Origin of the sequence: Crateriforma conspicua (assembly GCF_007752935.1) — a bacterium.
Classification (GTDB): domain Bacteria; phylum Planctomycetota; class Planctomycetia; order Pirellulales; family Pirellulaceae; genus Crateriforma; species Crateriforma conspicua.
Map to the genome: position 1 here is coordinate 2211670 of NZ_CP036319.1, position 18315 is coordinate 2229984.

General features: G+C 61.0%; 13 protein-coding genes. 7 read left to right on the forward strand and 6 right to left on the reverse strand.

The genetic code is table 11. The features are described 5' to 3' along the window. Positions 1-129: 129 nt before the first annotated feature. The gene (locus Mal65_RS08590) at positions 130-354 is read right to left on the reverse strand and encodes a hypothetical protein (RefSeq protein WP_145296034.1); all 225 of its coding nucleotides are present in this window, start codon (positions 352-354) and stop codon (positions 130-132) included. Positions 355-859: 505 nt separating this feature from the next. Here Mal65_RS08590 and Mal65_RS08595 point away from each other — a divergent pair. Next, the gene (locus Mal65_RS08595; RefSeq protein WP_145296037.1) at positions 860-1291 is read left to right on the forward strand and encodes a secondary thiamine-phosphate synthase enzyme YjbQ; all 432 of its coding nucleotides are present in this window, start codon (positions 860-862) and stop codon (positions 1289-1291) included. A 156-nt stretch (positions 1292-1447) separates the two neighbouring features. On the opposite strand, the gene Mal65_RS08600 is transcribed toward Mal65_RS08595, so the two are convergent. Continuing rightward, positions 1448-2635, reverse strand: a complete 1188-nt coding sequence (locus Mal65_RS08600) for a phosphoglycerate kinase (RefSeq protein ID WP_145296039.1) — start codon at positions 2633-2635, stop codon at positions 1448-1450. A 336-nt stretch (positions 2636-2971) separates the two neighbouring features. On the opposite strand from Mal65_RS08600, the gene Mal65_RS08605 reads away from it, so the two are divergent. After that, entirely contained in the window at positions 2972-3925 is a 954-nt protein-coding gene (locus Mal65_RS08605; RefSeq protein ID WP_145296042.1) for a hypothetical protein, read from the forward strand. Positions 3926-4191: 266 nt separating this feature from the next. Next, positions 4192-5232: an SMP-30/gluconolactonase/LRE family protein gene (locus Mal65_RS08610; RefSeq protein ID WP_145296045.1), complete on the forward strand. Its 1041-nt coding sequence runs from the start codon at positions 4192-4194 to the stop codon at positions 5230-5232. A gap of 79 nt (positions 5233-5311) precedes the next feature. On the opposite strand, the gene Mal65_RS08615 is transcribed toward Mal65_RS08610, so the two are convergent. The 3 genes from Mal65_RS08615 to miaA form a co-directional block, all read right to left on the reverse strand. Further along, positions 5312-5803 carry a hypothetical protein gene (locus Mal65_RS08615; RefSeq protein WP_145296048.1) on the reverse strand — a complete coding sequence of 164 codons (492 nt, stop codon included), beginning with the start codon at positions 5801-5803 and terminating at the stop codon, positions 5312-5314. Then, complete coding sequence (locus Mal65_RS08620; protein WP_145296052.1) at positions 5800-9642, reverse strand: S1 RNA-binding domain-containing protein; 3843 nt, start codon at positions 9640-9642, stop codon at positions 5800-5802. Before Mal65_RS08620 ends, Mal65_RS08615 begins: the two co-directional genes overlap by 4 nt. A 225-nt stretch (positions 9643-9867) precedes the next feature. Beyond that, complete coding sequence (gene miaA / locus Mal65_RS08625; RefSeq protein WP_145296054.1) at positions 9868-10911, reverse strand: tRNA (adenosine(37)-N6)-dimethylallyltransferase MiaA; 1044 nt, start codon at positions 10909-10911, stop codon at positions 9868-9870. A 275-nt stretch (positions 10912-11186) separates the two neighbouring features. Here miaA and Mal65_RS08630 point away from each other — a divergent pair, with 275 nt between their 5' ends. From Mal65_RS08630 to Mal65_RS08645, 4 genes are all read left to right on the forward strand, one after another. Further along, a complete protein-coding gene (locus Mal65_RS08630) occupies positions 11187-11744 on the forward strand; it encodes a GNAT family N-acetyltransferase (RefSeq protein ID WP_145296059.1) in 558 nt (185 codons plus the stop codon). Between the two features lie 238 nt (positions 11745-11982). Then, a complete protein-coding gene (locus Mal65_RS08635) occupies positions 11983-13194 on the forward strand; it encodes an amino acid aminotransferase (protein ID WP_145304784.1) in 1212 nt (403 codons plus the stop codon). A gap of 164 nt (positions 13195-13358) precedes the next feature. After that, positions 13359-14357 (forward strand): aldo/keto reductase, encoded by a 999-nt coding sequence (locus Mal65_RS08640; protein WP_165701156.1) that lies wholly within the window; start codon positions 13359-13361, stop codon positions 14355-14357. 135 nt (positions 14358-14492) lie between these two features. Next, entirely contained in the window at positions 14493-15068 is a 576-nt protein-coding gene (locus tag Mal65_RS08645; protein WP_145304785.1) for an REP-associated tyrosine transposase, read from the forward strand. Positions 15069-15139: 71 nt separating this feature from the next. Here Mal65_RS08645 and Mal65_RS08650 read toward each other — a convergent pair whose 3' ends face one another. Then, a complete protein-coding gene (locus Mal65_RS08650) occupies positions 15140-18265 on the reverse strand; it encodes an efflux RND transporter permease subunit (RefSeq protein ID WP_145296065.1) in 3126 nt (1041 codons plus the stop codon). Between the last annotated feature and the right edge of the window lie 50 nt (positions 18266-18315).

Sequence of the window (18315 nt, forward strand, 5' to 3'; positions counted from 1 at the left end):
TCGATGCATTCCACGGCGATGCGCACGAAAAAAGCCCCGGAATGCTGAAGCACTCCGGGGCTTTCTGGGTCGATTTGGTATGTGGCGATTGACGCACGGGGGCGACGATCGCCGCGAGCGGGGGAAACCTTACTCGCGAGGACGGATGGCGCCGGTCAGGCCGCTGTAATCGACTCGGTCGGTGTTGTGCCACAAGGGCTGGCCGAGTTCGACGCGACGGCGCAGAACTTCAATTTTTTCGGGGCTTCCGGCCGGAGCATCGGTGGGCTCGAAGCCGTCATCCTTGTGGGGGACGAAGTCTTCATCGTGACCGTAGCGAAGGATGGCTTCGAAAACGTTTTTGCAGTGGCTCATAAGCGTTGGAACAAATCTTCCTTTGGGGCTTCGACCGCGGGCTCTTTTCCGTGGCGATGCGGCGAAGTCGAGAGAAAGTCGGCGACGCCTTGATTCCTGGTTTCTCGGGCGTCGGTTTGATTGGTTGGACGCCGTGATTATTGACGTCAACGGGGGACAGTCAAGAAAATTCCGTGAAGAGTGAAGACGCAAACACAGCGGACCGAGCCACCATTGGCGGCCAGATAAACTTTGTCGCTCGGGAAGAAACCAACGCCCGATGCGGATGGCTGTTGCGTTATGCCGAAAAATGGCCCTTCAAGTGTGGGAATTTTCCCCTACGCTCGAACTCAATGCTGAAATGCCCGTTGCAGTGGTTCGCCGCAATGCGGTCCCGGCTGTCAACCGGATCTGACGTGTCGACGGGCACCGTGATAGGTTGCGGCGTGGAAATTACCATAGGAAAAGCCAGGATTTTTTTCGTCCTTGGCGAAAATCGTCACGGGACACGAGGGTTGGACGGGTCATGTGGGTACAAAAACGCATCAGGTTGCCGGCCAAGCGGCGCGGTTTTCACCTGATCACGCACGACGTTTTGGCCGCCATTCCGGAATTGTCACAGATCCGGGTGGGGATGATGCAGGTGTTCATTCGCCACACCAGCGCGTCGCTGACGATCAACGAGAACGCCGATCCCGATGTCCGTGTGGACTTTGAAACGGCGGTCAATCACATGGTTCCCGAAGACTTGCCGTATGTTCACACGCTGGAGGGGCCCGATGACATGCCCGCCCATGTGAAGGCGTCGATGATGGGGGCGTCGTTGACCCTGCCGATTCGTGACGGTCGTCCGGACCTGGGCACGTGGCAGGGGATTTATCTGTGCGAACACCGCGACCGTGGCGGGGCCCGGAACCTGACGATCACGGCGATGGGGGAAACGGGAGTGGGAGATTAGCGACGGTTTGGGGCCTGAATGCTGGCGCATCCAGCTACGGGGTTGGGGGGGCGTTGGTGGTTGGTTCAGGTAGGGGGACGAAAAAAGGCCACGACGTGGGCGTCGTGGCCTTGGAACGAGATCGCAATTGGACGATCGACGTTTCGGTGGGGCCGATCAGGCTTCGTCCAGCAGGTCGACCGCTGCGAAAGCCTTGCCTTCCAACATGGCCAGGCTGGCGCCGCCGCCGGTGCTGACGTGGCTGACCTTGTCGCTGAAGCCCAGTTGTTCGACGGCCGCAGCACTGTCGCCGCCGCCGATGATGCTGACGCTGTCGCTGTCGGCAACGGCTTGGGCGACCGCTTTGGTGCCTTCGTCAAACGGTGCCATTTCGAACACGCCCATCGGTCCGTTCCAGACGACGGTCTTGGCCGATTTGATGACATCGGCGTATTTCTTGGCGGTTTCCGGGCCGATGTCCAAGCCTTCGAAGCCCTCGGGGATCTCGCCGGCCGGAACGACTTTTTTGTTGCAGTCGCCGCTGAAGTCGTCGCCGCAGTGGGTGTCGACGGGCAGGTGCAACTTGTCGCCGCCCTTGGCGATCAGTTCCTTGGCCAGATCGACCTTGTCGGGTTCGACCAGGCTGCCGCCGACCTTGCCGTCTTCGGCCAGGCTGAAGGTGTAGGCCATCGCACCGCCGATCAGCACGGCGTCGCAGATGCCCAACAGGTTGTTGATGACATTGATTTTGTCGCTGACCTTGGCGCCGCCCAAGATGGCGACGAACGGTCGACCAGGATCGCCGATGGCGTCGGAAAGGTACTGGATTTCTTTGGCGACCAAGTGGCCCACGACGCGGGGCTTGCCCGCCATGGCTTCGGGGACGGCGACCATCGAGGCGTCTTTGCGGTGGCAGGTGCCAAACGCGTCGTTGCAGTAGGCGTCGGCCATTGCGGCCAGTTCACCGGCAAAGTCCGCATCGCCGCCTTTTTCGCCGGCGTTGAATCGCAGGTTTTCCAAGACGACGACATCGCCGTCGCCCATCGCATCGACTTTGGCCTTGGCGTCGTCGCCGACGGTGTCGGAGGCAAAGGCGACGTTGCTGCCCAACAGTTCACCCAGGCGTTTGGCGGCCGGTGCCAGGCTGAACTTGCTGTCGCCCGCGTCACCTTTGGGGCGTCCCAGGTGGCTCATCAGGATCAGCCGGCCGCCGCGATCGACGACGCTTTTAATGCTGGGCAGAGCCATGCGGATGCGACGGTCGTCGGTGATCGATTGTTGGTCGTCCAAAGGCACGTTGAAATCGACACGCATCAGGACTTTTTTTCCGGCAACGTCGATCTGATCAATGGTTTTCTTGGCCATCGCTAGCTTTGTGAAACAAGTGGGTGTGAAACGGTCGGGGGTCGGCCCCGCGAGTGTGCGTCGGCGGAATTATCCGCCAATCCGTTTGGATGCGGGAGGGGGGCCAATTGACGCGAATGGGGCCGGAAACGGGTCGATGGTGCCGACCCCGATTTGGTCGTCGCGACCCCTTTGATTGAACTTCGCGGCATAACCCGACCGAAGAAGAACACCATGCGTTGTACTGGGCACCCAGCCGGCTCGCCGCAACGCCCCGTGGCAGGTGGACCACGGACGAATCTCCAGCGGGGGACGCCAGTGGCGGGCCAGCGAAACGCCGAAAACGACCGTCGATCGTTGCGCATTCGTCTCGGGCGGATCGTGCTTCACGCGTGTGCCGCGCCGGTGAATGCCGGTGTGCTGCGTCGCATGGTCGTTGCCGCTTGGGTTTGTTTGTTGATCGCCGCTTCGCTCGGTTCCGACGTGCCGGTGATGGCCAACGACGGTTCCGGTGGCGGATTGTTGTCAACGCTGACGTCGCGAGAACGCCGCGAGGCGATCGCCGCATTGCCGTTGCAGCGGTTGACGCCGCAAGCGTCGCAGAAGATCCAGCGGATCACCGACAAGCCGACGATCTATCGCCGGTTGCCCACCCAAGCGATCGCCTGTGATCGGGACATGTTTTTGTTCCTGACCCGCAACCCCGAAGTCTTGGTCGGCATGTGGGACCTGATGGACATCACCAAGGTCGCCGTCCGTCGCACCGGCGCCTATCAACTGGAAGCCCAAGACGGCAGCGGGACGACGTGCACGATCGATTTGGTCTACGGCGATTCGACGACGCACGTGTTTGTGGCGACGGGCCTGTACGACGGCAAGCTGACGACCAGTCCGGTGCGAGGCGAAGGCGTGTTCATGCTGCGAAGCAGCTACGCCAAAAATTCCAGCGGCGGCACCACGGTGACCGGAACGCTGGATTGCTTCATCAAGTTTGACGGCTTCGGTACCGATCTGATCGCGCGAACGTTTTCCGGGCTGATCGGAAAATCGGCGGACGTGAACTTCATGGAGACGTCACGATTTGTCGCGCAAGTTTCTCAGGCATCCGCGGTCAATCCCGGCGGCATGGTGGACGTCGCACGACGGTTGCCCCAAGTCGAAATGGAAACGAAGAAGCGTTTTGCGGGAACCATTTTGACGGTGGCCAAGCGTGCGGAGTTGGCCAAGGCGGGCGAGCGGAACGGACAGCCGCGGGTGTCGCCGGATAGCTCTCGCACGGCGCAACATTCCGGCCGCGGCGACAAACGCTAAAGCCGTTGAAGCATCGCCGCGCCGGTGACAAGCAATGAGTCGGTGACAAGCATCGCGCGGGCGGGTTTTTCTTCCGACGACTTCGTCGCATCGCGTTGGCGACGCCTGTGTTGCCAGTGAATCGATCGGCCGGATCGCACCACCAGACTTGCCACGCAACACGAGCCCTGTGAAGCCTGACTACAATCAGCGGCGGTCGTGATCGGTGATCGTACCGGCCGGCCATTCCCACCATTGACGCCCATCTTCCCACCGGTGATCCCAACATGCATCAGCGTTTGTTTTCCCCCGCGGCCGCGACTTTGGCGGCGTTGTTGGCCCTGACCGCGGTCACGTCGAACGCACAGTCGAACCAGGCCGATGGCTCGGACCGCTATCGTTCGATCGGACGTATCGAAAGACTGACCGATGCCGCCGACAACGTGTTGGCCGACGACGCCAAAATCGAAGTCGTGGCGGATGGTCTGACTTGGTGCGAAGGCCCGGTTTGGGTGCCCGATGATGCGGGCGGGCATCTGCTGTTTTCGGACATCCCACGCAACACCATCTTTCGCTGGTCGGCACGCGGTGGCATGGAAACCTTCATGCAACCCAGTGGTTACACCGGAGTCACCTATTATGGATTGGAACCGGGGACCAACGGGTTGACGTTGGATCCGCACGGTCGATTGACGATGTGTGAACACGGTGACCGACGTGTCAGTGTGTTGACCCGTCGTGGCGGAAAGATGACGCTGGTCGATCGATACGAAGGCAAGCGGCTGAACAGCCCCAATGATGCGGTGTTCGACAAAGCGGGGAATCTGTTCTTTACCGATCCGCCCTATGGATTGCCACAGCGGGCCGACGATCCGCGACGCGAGTTGGATTTTTGTGGCGTTTACCGTTTGAGCGCCGATGGCGATCTGTCGCTGTTGACCAAAGAATTGGATCGGCCCAACGGGATCGGTTTGTCACCGGATCAAAAGACGTTGTATGTGGCACAAAGCGATCCGGGACGCCCGATCTGGACGGCCTATCCCCTGGGCGACGACGGCACACTGGGTGATGGCAAGGTGTTGATGAATGCAACGCAGTTCATGAAAGAATACCCGGGGTTGCCCGACGGTTTGGCGGTGCATCCCAGCGGATTGATCTTCGGCAGCGGTCCCGGTGGCATCTATGTGATGAAACCGTCGGGCGACTTGATTGCCCGAATCATCACCGGCGGCCGGACCAGCAATTGCACGTTCGACGACACCCATGGGACGTTGTACATCACCGCCGATGACAAACTGTGCCGCGTGAAGATGAAGGCGGGAGGGTGAGCGGGTTTGCAGGCTGACAGGTTTGCGGGATGACAGGTTGATAGGGACGCTGAGAACCTGACTCGTCCACGGCCTTGGTTCAGCTGTTGCTTGCGTACAGTTCGGCGAATTCGATTGCCCAGGTGTCGATCAGCTGGGCGAATTCGTCTTCGTCGACGTCCACCAAGTCGGCAAAGAAACTGCGATTGAAGATTTCCCGATTGCCCACCGTTCCTTTGGCTTTCATGTCCAGGACTTTGGCGTCGCTGAAGGGGCGGATGACAATCTCCAGGCGGCTGTACAGATTGGTCCGCCGGCCACCGTCGATCTTCAAGTCGTCTCGGTAACAGGCGGTGCCCCAGCCGTTTTCACCGAACAGCGATTCCTGGCGAAAGCCGGGAAAGTGGTCGGCCACACCGGTGACGGCACGCTCGATCCGGTCGGACAGGTTCAGCCGATAACTGGTGTGCAGACGCCGCAGTTCGTCTTCGCTGAGTTCTTTCTTGCGTTGCCGATCGGCCGCGGACTGTGCCCGTTTCTGGCCACGTTGGATGGCCGATTCCAATCGTGATCGAAAATCTCCACTGCTCATGCCGACGACGAATCCGAAGGGTTGTTGGGGCTGGTCGGGTCCGTCGTGGCGGCCGGCGAAGTGGCTTTTTCGGTGGCGGCGTCATCGCCGGGCGGTTGATTCGCGGGCGGCGCCGGATCGGCGGCCGGCGGATCGACTCGTTCGCTGGAAGCAGCGGGCGGCTGCGAATCAGCCGGTGCCTGCGAATCAGAGGGCGGCTGCGTGGTGGCAGCGGCATCGGATGCGACCGCTTCAGGGGCCGCCGGGGCCGGGGCGTCCGGTTTGACCTCCGGCTTGGGCGGTTCGGGCGTGTCCTTTTGATAGAACTGCATCAGGTCACCAAAGGACCGCAGCGGTTCGGCACCCTGCTTCATCGCATCGGTGATCGGTGCCTTTTCCGGTTCGCTGCTGGTGACGCGATAGACCTCGGGTTTGCGGTCACGAGAACGACCGCGATCGCGTCCACCCGGCCGACCGCCGCCCCGTCCGCGGCCACCGCCACGATTGTCGGACGAACGGCCGCCGCCACCGCCGCGGTTGTCACCGCCACGGCCGCGTTCGGATCCACCGCGATTGCCGCCGCCCTTTTGTCCACCGGCTTGGCCGCCACCGCGTCGTTGTCCGCCGCCGCCACCGCCGCGCGGGCCACGGTCATCACGGCGACCATGTTGTTGTTGGCGCTCTTGGTCCAGTTCGATGACCCGTTGGGGGCTGATGGCGCTCAAAGCGACACGTCGACGTTTTTCGTCGATGCCGGTCACCCAGCCGGTGATGACGTCGCCGACCTGAACCGCTTCGTGCAAGTCTTCGACGAAGCCTTCGCTGATGCGGCTGACGTGGATCAGACCGCTGCAGTCGGGGGCCAGTTCGACGAACACGCCGAACGGCATGACACCGACGACCACGCCGATCACTTCGTCGCCTTCCTTCAGCGATTTCAGCGACGGCATCGTGTTCAATACGGCCGGGCTGACACCGCTGGGGTCGCTGTCGCCGAACGGGTCGCACAGCCAATGAACGATCTGGTGCGAACGGTGACGTCCGACCTGCCATTCCTTGACACACTTGTCGACCTTGGCGGGCTCGGGCAACGCTTGCCGGAACGGTGTGGCTGGTTGTGCATCGGCCGCACTGTCGGATTCCGCGTCGGGCTTGGCATCGGATTCGGGCGTCGCGTCTGCATCGGCCGAAGTTTCGGCGGTGGCGTCGTCGCCGGCATCGGCGCTGGCTTCGGGCGGTGGGGCGTCGCTGGCTTCCGCGTCGGCGCTGGCTTCGGGTGCTGATTCGGACGCCGCGTCGGGGTCTGCTGGGGTGTCCGCGGCTTCGGCGGGCGAATCGGCATCGGCCGTGGGCTCGGACTCGCCGGTGGCTTCGGCTTCCGGTGCAGCGTCGGATTCCGATTCGATCTTGGCCGCAAAGTTTTCCGTTTTTTCGTCCGGGACGGTTTCGAACGTCTCGACTTTCAAACTGTCGTCGGCGACCGGCGTCTCCACGGGCTCGACCGGCTGTTCCGAGGGCTCATCGTCGAACGACGGGGCGGTGTATCCCGGCGGCTCGGCGGGCGGCAGTTCCAGTTCCAACGCCTTGGCCAGCTTTTCAGCCAGGCCATAGTCGTCCGGATGGATCATCGTTCCGTCCAGAGGCTGGGGACTGCCGAAGACACGCAAAAACGGCAGCGCTTGGCGGCTGCTGACCAGCGAATCCCAGACGTCCAGTTCGGTCAATTCGGTGCGTGATCCGAACAGTTTTTCGCGTCGACGTTGATCGATGGCCTTGGCGATCGCTTCGTTCATACCGGGCAGTCGGCTGAGCCAAGTCACCGGCGCGCCGTTGGCATCGATCCCGCCACGCGACGCACCGCTGATCATCACGTCACGCAGGGCGCCCGACAGGGTGTCATCGGACAGTTCACGCTGGAACGAACCCAACCGCAGTTTCAGCGGATCGACCTTGGCCAGCGCTTGCGCCGGGGTGACGACCGAGAAAGCGATCCACGATGCGGCACGGAAACGCCGCGGGGTCGCCTTCATTTCTTGATCGGCCACCGGACCGCTGGCGTAAGCGTCGGCGCCGTTGCGATCGGCCAATGTCCAGCGGATCGACTGTTCCGGCGATTGTTCGATCAAGTCACCGATGGCGGCCAGACTGGCACGGCGGGCCGGACCATTGCTGACCACGATCAGGTCGACGCCGTAAGTGTGGATCAGTTCGCCCATCTTCAGGACGGCTTGCGACCGCAGCGATTTGGACAACTGGCACGGGATGTCTTCGTGATGCAGCACACGTCCGTCGCTGGAAACGATCGCGGTGGCCGCGGTGCGAGGTCCGACCGCATCGATCGACATCACGACTTTGGCATCCACGCCGCCGCGGTTGACGCTGCGACGCAGGTTGTCGGCGGCGATCCCGACCAGACGAGCGGAAGCTTGTTCCTGCAATTCATCCCACCAAGCGGACTCGGCCGCTTCGCGGATGTTGGCTTCGTGGATCAGAACTGTCTCACGCAGCTTGGCTTCCAGTTGGCGATTCAGCCCCATTGCCGAGCGCTGAATTTCGTCCACCAGTTTTTTCGCGTCGTACTCGAACGAGCACACGGCGACTTGGCTGCGCAAGGCACGAGCCAACATCACGATCTGGAACGAACTGAGCTTCGACGGCGGCAGTCGTTTGCCCTGCAAGGGCTTCAGCACACCCACCAACCAACGTCGGCGGCGCTGACGCGGCGAAACCTTCTTCGTCTTTTTCGTCACCGGAACCGGCGTCGGGTCGGTGACCTCGGGCGAAGCCGGCTTGTTTTGTGGGTGTTTGGGGGGGGCAGGTGACGGGGCGACGGGTGACGGGTCGGCAGAAACCGGGTCAGCAGGTGACGGGTCGGCAGAAACCGGGTCGGCAGAAACCGGGTCGGCAGAAACCGGGTCGGCAGAAACCGGGTCGGAAGGTGACGGGTCGACGGGTGACGGGGCTGCGGGTTCGGACGTGGGCGTTTCCGGTGCGGGAGCGGCGGCAACCGTTTCGGCGGTGACCTGTTCCGCAGCGACCGGGGGTTCGGTTGGCGGGGGTTCGCTTGACGGGCTTTCGGTCGCAGGGCTTTCGGTTGCTGGGCTTTCCGTCGCTGGGGTCACAGCGACCTGTTCGCCCGCAACCTGTTCACCTGCCACCTGTTCACCTGCCACCTGCTCCGCGGCAACCTGCTCACCCGTGACCTGGCTATCCGTCTGCTTCGGGTCCTTTTGTTCCCTGCCCTTTCGCCCCTTCTTCTTTTCTTCCGGCTCGTCGCCGCCGTGAGGGTCGTGGACTTGGGAGATATGAATGCGAGAGTTTTTGGTCAGCCAGCGGACGGCGGCGTTGATCACCCGCGGATCGCCACACAAACGTTTCGCCAGCGCGTTGTCCAAACCGGCAACGGCCGCTTCGACTTGATCCGCTTCGATCCCGTCAACTTTGCCGGCGATCGAGGCGATGTCATCACCGTCGCCTTTGCGGGGGTTCAAAATCCGGGCAGCCAAGCGAGTCGAAGGATCGACTTTTTCGCCCAGTTCCGATTTCACGCGACGAGCCAACCGGTCCAGCAATCGTTTGCTGGCCGCTTTTTCAACCGCTTTGCCCAGTGCCGGATCGGTCAGTTCGCTGGTCTTCCACGATTGCACCAATTCTTCGCGGCGTCGCTGCAGTTCAAGATCCGACTGGACGGCGTGGGACAGATGCCACAGCGACGCTTCGTCGATATCCCCCAGTTCATCCCGGCGGTACCGCGCCAGATAAGGCGGGGTGTATCCCTGTTCCAACAATGGCAGGGCGATTCGCAAACTAGCAGTTTCGCAACGCCCGCGGCGGGCAATTGCCTCCAGATCGACAGTCATGATCGGTCGGTCTCAATCGAGCGGTCCGATGCGGCCGAAGACGCATCGCGACGCAGTTGAAGTTGATGTCTACTTGCACCGCCACCGACGCGTCCAAGATCCCTGGGGGGCTCGAGTTGCGCCGTGAGTGCAGTAAACGGCGGAGAATATGACCGCTGCGCAGGACTGTCAACCGAGACGACCGCTGACGACGCGGCTTCGGCGGTCACCGAGACCCCGACAGAATTACCGATCCGGTTTGTCTTGCCCAAGTTGAAACGGCGGGCCGCCCGATATCCGATCGACGACTCGGTCCACCCAGTGTTGGGCTTGATCGTCGTCATCGATCTGTCGGCCGGGCAGATCCGTCAGCTCGGTGAACGATCGAAACCAAGTCTCCTGTCGACGTGCCATTTGGCGGGTGCGTGCGGCGATCTGTTGGACGATTTCCTCCGGCGGTCGCGTCGGCCAAGCGTCGGGATCGTCCGCCGACAGGTTCTCGTCTTCCGCCCACTGCAGAATCTCTCGATAACCCACCGCGCTGGCCGCCGTCCGCGACAGAGTCGGGAATCGCTGTGCCAAACGGCGGACTTCGGCGACCCAGCCGGCATCGAACATCGCGTCGACGCGGGCGTTGATTCGCTGGTGAATTTCCGCGCGGTCACGCCGGACGACCAGCGCCGCACACTGATCGGCATCACGCACGGTGTCGAATTGCTGTTGGCGATGGCTGAGCGGTTGGCCGGTCAGCTTGGCGACTTCCAACGCCCGGATCATGCGACGTGAATCGTTGGCGTCGATCCGAGACGCCGACAACGGATCGACTTGCCACAGACGATTCCGCAACGCGTCAACGCCGTGCCGCGCGAGGTCTTCTTCGACCTGGCGACGAAAATCCCAATCCGCCGGCGGGCCCGGATCAAAGCCTCGCAAGACGCCCTTCAAAAACATCGGCGTTCCACCGACAAAGATCGGCACCCTGTCGCGCCCCAGCACGTCATCGACCACGCGATGCGCCGCGTCCAAGTACCGCGCGACGCTGTAGTCTTCGTCCGGATCGACCCGATCGATCAAGTGGTGCGGCAGCGCGGCTTGATCGTCCGCGTCAGGCTTGGCCGTGCCGATGTCCATGCCGCGATAGACCGCGATGGAATCCAGCGACAAGATTTCACCGCCCACCTGCCGGGCCAAACGCATGGCAATGCGGCTTTTGCCCGTCGCGGTCGCACCGGCCACAAAGACGGCTCGATCGATCAGCGGTGGATAGGGGCGGTCTTCGGCGGCGTCCAAGATCTTCGGTGCGGTTCGTCGTAGTAGAGTGGGCGTCGGTCGGTCGGCCGGGCGTCCACCGGTGCTCTGGTGGTGTCGTTCGATGGTCTAGGAAAAGTCTAAGTAGACCCTACAAATCGACCAGTCCCTCCGTCGGACGGATCGAAGCGATCAATCCGCACCGGAATCCCGACGTTTTGAATGCCATTGGGCACGCCGCGTGGTACGATCGATCGTGGCATTCGACGGCGTCTGCGTGGGCGACCGTTTCCATCCATCGCCGAACGATGACACCCATGGGCATCACCTACTTTCGACGATTCCGAATGGAATTCGATCTGGCCGCCGGCGTGCCCGAATCGCCGCCACTGCCGTTCGGATACGAACTGGTTCCTTACAGCGATGCCCTGGTCCGCGAACATGCGACCGCCAAGTTCGACAGTTTTCGCAGCGAGCTGGACGCGGACGTGTTTCCGTGTCTGTCACGGCAAGACGGTTGTTTGCGTCTGATGCGTGAAATCGTCAGCCGCGCGGCTTTCGTCCCAGAGGCGACCTGGTTGTTGCGGCACCGCGATCCGGCCAGCGGACTTCAAAGCCCGGTGGGCACGATCCAAGGGTTGTCGGTCGACGGCTGGGGCGCGGTCCAAAACCTGGGCGTCGTCGGGGATCACCGCGGCAAAGGTCTGGGCAGTTTGTTGCTGCTGAAAGCGGCTGCCGGGTTCGCCGTCACAGGCATCCGCCGCATGCACTTGGAAGTCACCACCGATAACGCGGCGGCCGTCCGGTTGTATGAAAAGCTGGGCTTCAAAAAAGCGGACGTGGTTTACAAGGCGGCCGATATCGTCGGCGCATGATCCGAGACCCTTTCTGACCCGCGATTCCGACCGCCACCGGGTGGCAACACTGGTCCGCCGAGCACCCCGTGTGGACGACACGAACCAGCGATAGCCGTTTTGTTTCCTGTCAGCTAAGTTGGCGCTAACGCACGGATCGCTGACCGCTGATACGTCTTTCTTTCACGTCGACGATTCGGCCGAAACCGTCCACGTCCGTCGCTTTCCATCGATCTTTTATTCAGGCATCCGCACCGCAATGTCCGAACCCGCCGCCGCACCGCTGCAGCTCAGCTCCGTCCAACCCGCACCGCCCGACGCGATCCTGGGTTTGACCGAATCCTTCTTGGCCGACCCTCGTTCGGACAAGATGAATTTGACGGTCGGTGTCTACAAAGACGACAGCGGGATCACCCCGATCATGCGGGCGGTCAAACAGGCCGAGCAGATCTTGATCGAAGGCGAAAAGACCAAAGGCTATCTGCCGATCGATGGCATGGCCGACTATCGCGACGCGGTCCGCGATATGGTCTTTGACGGCAAAGTTCCCAACGAACGGGCCGCCGTCGTTCAGGCACCCGGTGGCACCGGCGCGCTGCGTGTGTCGGCCGAGTTTCTGGCCGACCAGTTTGCCCGGCCGCGTGTCTTTTTGCCCACGCCGACTTGGGCCAACCACGGTGCGATCATGAACGCCGCTGGTTTGGAAGCCGTGTCGTATCGCTACCTGTCAGCGGACAAGACGTCGCTGGACTTGACCGGGATGCTGGACGACCTGTCGGCAAACGCGCGACCGGGCGACGTGATTCTGCTGCACGCGTGTTGTCATAATCCATCGGGTGTCGACCCGGACGCCCAGCAATGGGAACAGATCGCCGCGCGGATCACCGAGCTGAAACTTTTCCCCCTGATCGACTTTGCCTATCAAGGTTTCGGTGACGGATTGGCCGAAGACAGCGTGGGGCTGCACACGATGCTGCGACACGTTCCGGAATGTTTGGTGTGCAGTTCCTTCAGCAAGAACTTTGGGCTGTACAGTGAACGTACCGGCGCGGTCGTGATGATGGCCGCCGACCAGGCCGCAGCGTCCGCATCGGTCAGCCAAATCAAACGGCTGGTGCGATGCAACTACAGCAATCCGCCACGCCATGGTGCGTCGATTGTGGCGACGATCCTGGGCGACGAAGCGTTACGCCGGACCTGGAAGTCGGAATTGATGGAAATGCGGCAACGGATTCATCGGCTTCGCGAATCGTTCGTCAAAGGGATGCAAGAAGTCGCGCCGGATCGCGATTATTCGTTCCTGCTTTCGCAAAAAGGCATGTTCAGCTTCAGCGGCCTGTCGCCCATGCAGGTCGACCAACTGCGTTCCGAACACGGCATCTATCTGGTCGGAAGCGGTCGCATCAATGTCGCCGGGATGGCCGAAGACCGCATCGACTGGTTGTGCGAAAAGGTCGCGGCGGTGCTGTAAACGCCGATCGATTCGGTCGCCCGTTCGTGCATCACCGGCCCCGGACGCCTACACTGGATTCGGTGGCAAAGTAGCGCCACCGTTGTGTTCCGGGCACGGGCCGACGCGGCCTGCCCCGGCAAATGTGTCCCGTGTGCGCCCCCATTGCTAAAGGGATCGAATCGATGTCCCAGCGGAATCTTCCGACCGAATCCGACTCCCGACAATCCAACACGAATCCGTCTGACCGATGCAGCCGGCGTTCCCTGTTGACCGCCACCGCCGCTTTGTCGGCTGGCACCATGCACGCCGGTGCCGCGATCGGCGCCGAATCGGAGTCGCCGTCCGCTCCGATCGACGACGATGTGCCCCCGCCGCCACAGATCCAGCTCGGTAACACGGGCATCACCATGTCTCGTGTTGGCCAGGGAACGGGGATGCACGGTGGCAATCGACAATCGGACCACACCCGGCAAGGCTTCGAAAAATTGGTCGCGCTGCTGAACCACGCTTATGATCGCGGCGTGACCTTCTTTGACTTGGCCGATCTGTACGGTTCGCACGTTTATTTCCGCGAAGCCCTGCGGACGATCCCACGCGATAAAGTCACGGTCCTTTCCAAACTGTGGACTCGTTATGACGGTCCCTTTGAAAAGATCGCGCCGTCGCATCGCAAGCAGGCCGCCAAGACGACGATCGAACGATTCTGTCACGAAATCGCCACCGACCACTTGGACATCTTGTTGCTGCACTGCATGACCACGCCGGATTGGTCCGAACAGTTGCAACCGTACATGGAAGCGTTTGACGAAGCGAAGAAGTCGGGCAAGCTACGCGCGGTCGGCGTTTCCTGTCACAACTTGGAAGCCCTCAAGATCGCCAGTCAGTCCGATTGGGTCGACGTCATCTTGGCTCGCATCAACCCGCACGGCGCCAAGATGGATGGCAAAGTCGATGACGTTGTGTCCGTGCTGACCGAGGCCCGCAAGAACGGCAAAGCGATCATCGGGATGAAGATCTATGGCGAAGGCACGCTGGCCGATAAAGCCGACGAATGCATCCGGTTCGCCCAGTCTAACGGGCTGCTGGACACGATGACCGTCGGCGCCGAAACACCCGAGCAGATGGATCAAACCCTGCGGCTGATCGCCAAGTACCCCGCCGCCCCATTGATCACCCCGTAGGTCATGCTGTGCATGACGATAGGTTGATCTATAGGTCATGCTGTGCATGAAGATCGATAGATCCGTAGTCAGTAGCATGACAGATCCGTAAGCCGCGCCCGGCCCGGTCTTTATCCGCCGACTCAATCGGGAATGATGCCTGAATACCGCAGGGCCTTCGTCACCGGGGGCACGTACTTTTTCACGGTCGTCACATATCAGCGACAGCCAACGTTTGCGGATCCGACGGCAGTGACTCTTTTGGGCAACGTTTTGCGGCAATGTGCCAGTCGTTGGCCGGTCGATGCCATCGCCATCGTGTTGTTGCCGGACCACTGGCATTCGATCTGGTCGCTTCCGCCCGGCGATGACCAGTATTCAAAGCGCCTGGGGTGGATCAAGAAGGAGTTAACCAAACGTTGGCTAGTCGCCGGTGGATCGGACCAACAGGTATCCACGGGGAAGCAGCGTCAACGACGACGAGGCGTTTGGCAGCCTCGGTTCTGGGAACACACCATTGAAGGCGAGATGGATTTTCAAAGCCATTTCGACTACGTTCACTGGAACCCGGTGAAGCACGGGTACGTCAAGTGTGCCAAAGACTGGCCGCACACCAGTTTCCATCGTTGGGTCAAGCAGGGCGTGTATCCCGACCACTGGGGCTGTTTCACCAAAGAGAGAAATCAGACGCCCGAAACCGTCAGTAGGATTCGTGAAGCCGGCGAACCGTAGGTCATGCTGTGCATGACACAATCCCTGTCGGATCGCCCACACCGTCATGCACAGCATGACCTACGTGTGCATCAAACCGTCGCCGCCGAATCGTTTCTCCGGTGCAACAGCGTGTAGACACATGGCACCAGGATGAGCGTCAGGACCGTTGACGCGACCATCCCGCCGACCACCGCACGGGCCAGGGGGATCATCGCTTCGTTGCCCGGCGTCAAAGCAAATGACAAGGGCAACATCGATGCGACCAACGTCAAACTGGTCATCAGGATCGGACGTAAACGGACGCGAGCAGCTTCGATCGCCGCGTCGGCTGCCGATTTGCCATCGGCGCGACGTTGGTTGGCAAATTCGACCAACAGGATCGAATTGTTCACGACCACGCCGACCATCATCAGCGTGCCCATCAGCGATTGAATGTTCATCGTCGTTCCGGTCGCCCACAGCGTCACGATGACACCGCCGATCCCAAGTGGAACTGCCAGCACGATCAACAGCGGGTCGATGAACGACCGAAACTGTGCCATCAGCACCAGGTAGACCAACACGATCGCGACCAACAATCCCCAGCCCAGCATTTCCATGCCGCTGTACATCGTCTGTACCGGACCTTGGATCGTTGCCGACGTACCACTTTCAAATTCCATTTCGTCGATGACACGTTGTACGTCGGCGGCGACCGAACCGACGTCACGTCCCGAAACGTTGACATAGACGTCGTTCACCCGAGCAATGTTGTAGTGCTTGATTTCTGCGGGAATGTTCACGCGGCGGACCGTGGCGATGTTCGACAACGGGATCGTCACCGCGCCGTCGGCCGTGTCCAACGAAATCGGCATGCTGTGAATCTCGTCCAGCGAATCGAATTGGTTGTCGGCATACTGAACACCCATGAAGAAGTCGACGCCCGACTTGGGGTCGATCCAGATCGTGGGTGCATAGCCAACGCTGCTGCCCAACGCGGTCAAGATCGTTTCAGCGACCTGTTTCTGATCGACGCCCAGGAACTTCGCCCGCGTCCGATCGACTTGGATATCGAATTGGGGATAGTCCAAGGACTGAGCGATTTGGACGTCGACGGTACCGGGAATGTCACGGACTTTCGCGACGACTCTTTCCGCCACCTCGCGGCACTTTTGCGGTGTCCCGGCGCCACACTGGATGTTGATCGGGCTTGGCACCCCACGATTCAGCGCCATGTTGACGATCCCGCCGCCGACGAACATGAACTGCTGCATCGGGTAATCATCGGCCAACTTAGTTCGCAGTTGGCGGATGTAATGGTCGGTACTGGCGCTGCGACCGCTGCGTGTCAAATTGACGATCACATACGCCGTGTCTGGACCGCTGTTGGAACTCAACACCGTGCTGAAACCGGCACCCTTGCCCACCGGCAACCCGATGTTGGAAATCAGGGCGTCGATCTCCGATTCCGGAATGACCGACCGGATCGTGTCTTCGATGTCGGCGACCAGAGATTCGGTTTCCAACAACTCCGTTCCGGGCAACGTCTTGATGCGAATTTCAAACGTGCCCTCGTCGACGTTGGGGAAAAGCTCGGTCCCGATCGCCGGCCACAGCGCGAACGAGGCACCCACGCCAAGGATGATTACCAGAGCGACCAACCCCGGTGCTTTGATCAGGCCACGCAACAGACGACTGTAAGCATTGTCCGTCGGCTCGCTTGGATCCGAATCGCTTTGGAATTTGGAACGCACAAAGGTGGCGCAGAACGCCGGCACCACCGTCAGAGCCAAGATGTAAGACGCACCGATGGTGAACGTGGCGGCCAGTGACAGCGGGGCGAACAAGTACTTGATCATCCCGGTCAAAAACACTGCCGGCAGGAAGACGGCCAGGGTCGTGATCGTGCCCGCCAGAATTGCACCGCTGACCTCCGCGGTCCCGTCACGCGCCGCATCGATGGACGATTTGCCCATCTTCATGTGACGCAAAATGTTTTCAACGACCACGATTCCCGCGTCGACCACGGTGCCGATTGCCAACGCCAATCCGCCCAGCGTCATGACGTTGATCGTTTGACCGGTAAAGGCGAATCCGAGTCCACCGATCAGAAGTGCAAGCAAGATCGTGGCCACGATGACCAGTGTCGGCAACAAGCGACGCAGAAAGACGACGACCACAACGGCCACCAGCAACGCACCCAGTGCGACTTGGTTGAACAGGTTCTTCATCGCGTCGCGGATGTAACCCGACTGGTCACTGACCAGCGTGACCTCGGTGGCTTCGGGGATGTCGCCCCGCTCCTTCATGTTTGGGATTTCCTCCGCCAAGCCTTCGCGAATTCGGTCCACCACCGCGATGGTGTTTTCGCCCGGTTCACGCAACAACGGGCAATACACGCTTCGCTTTCCGTTAACCCGGACGATGTTGTATTGCAGCGCCGCGTCGTCAACGACTTCGGCGACGTCGCGGATGAACACCGGGCGACCTTCACGAACGGTGATCGGGATGCCCGCGATTTCATCAGTGTCGGGCAACGTGTTTCGCGGATGGATCTGATAGTCGATGCCGCCCATCCGCGCCGATCCAGACGCCAGGACCAGGTTGCTGTTGCGCAAGGCTTCGACGATGTCGGTTGCCGCGATGTTGAAGGCCTGCAGTTTTTGTGGATCCACATAGACCATCATCTGGCGAAATTTGCCGCCGAAGGGGTGCGGAATCTGGACGCCTTTTAAGCCGCCCATCTTGTTTCGCACCGCGTAGTAACCAATCTGGTACAGCTCTGATTCGCTCAGCCCTTCGCCGCTGATGGCCGCCAAAACAACAGGCAAGTTGGCCGGTTCACTGCGCAGGGTGAACGGCCATTCGATCCCCGGCGGCAAGTGGAACATGTCGCTGGCTTCTAGATTGACGATGTCGTTCATCGCCGAACTGGGATCGGCACCGGGTTGAAAGAAGACTTTGATCACCGCCGCACCGGGGACGGTTCGCGATTCTTGGTGTTCGATCTTGCCGGCCAGGGTCAACGCACGCTCGACACGGCTGGTCACCGACTTTTCCATGTCCAGCGTCGGCAGCCCCGGATAGCTGAAAAAGCTGACCACGACCGGCTCTTTGAAGTCCGGCAAAATGTCAATCGTGGTCCGCGGAATCACCGCGGCGCCCAAAACGCACAATGCGATGGCCGACGCCAAAACGGCGTAAGGGTTACGAAGCGAAAATCGGATCAGACCCATTGCGAAACTTGTTTCCGAAAGCGGTGACGCGTGGTGGCGACGAAGAAACG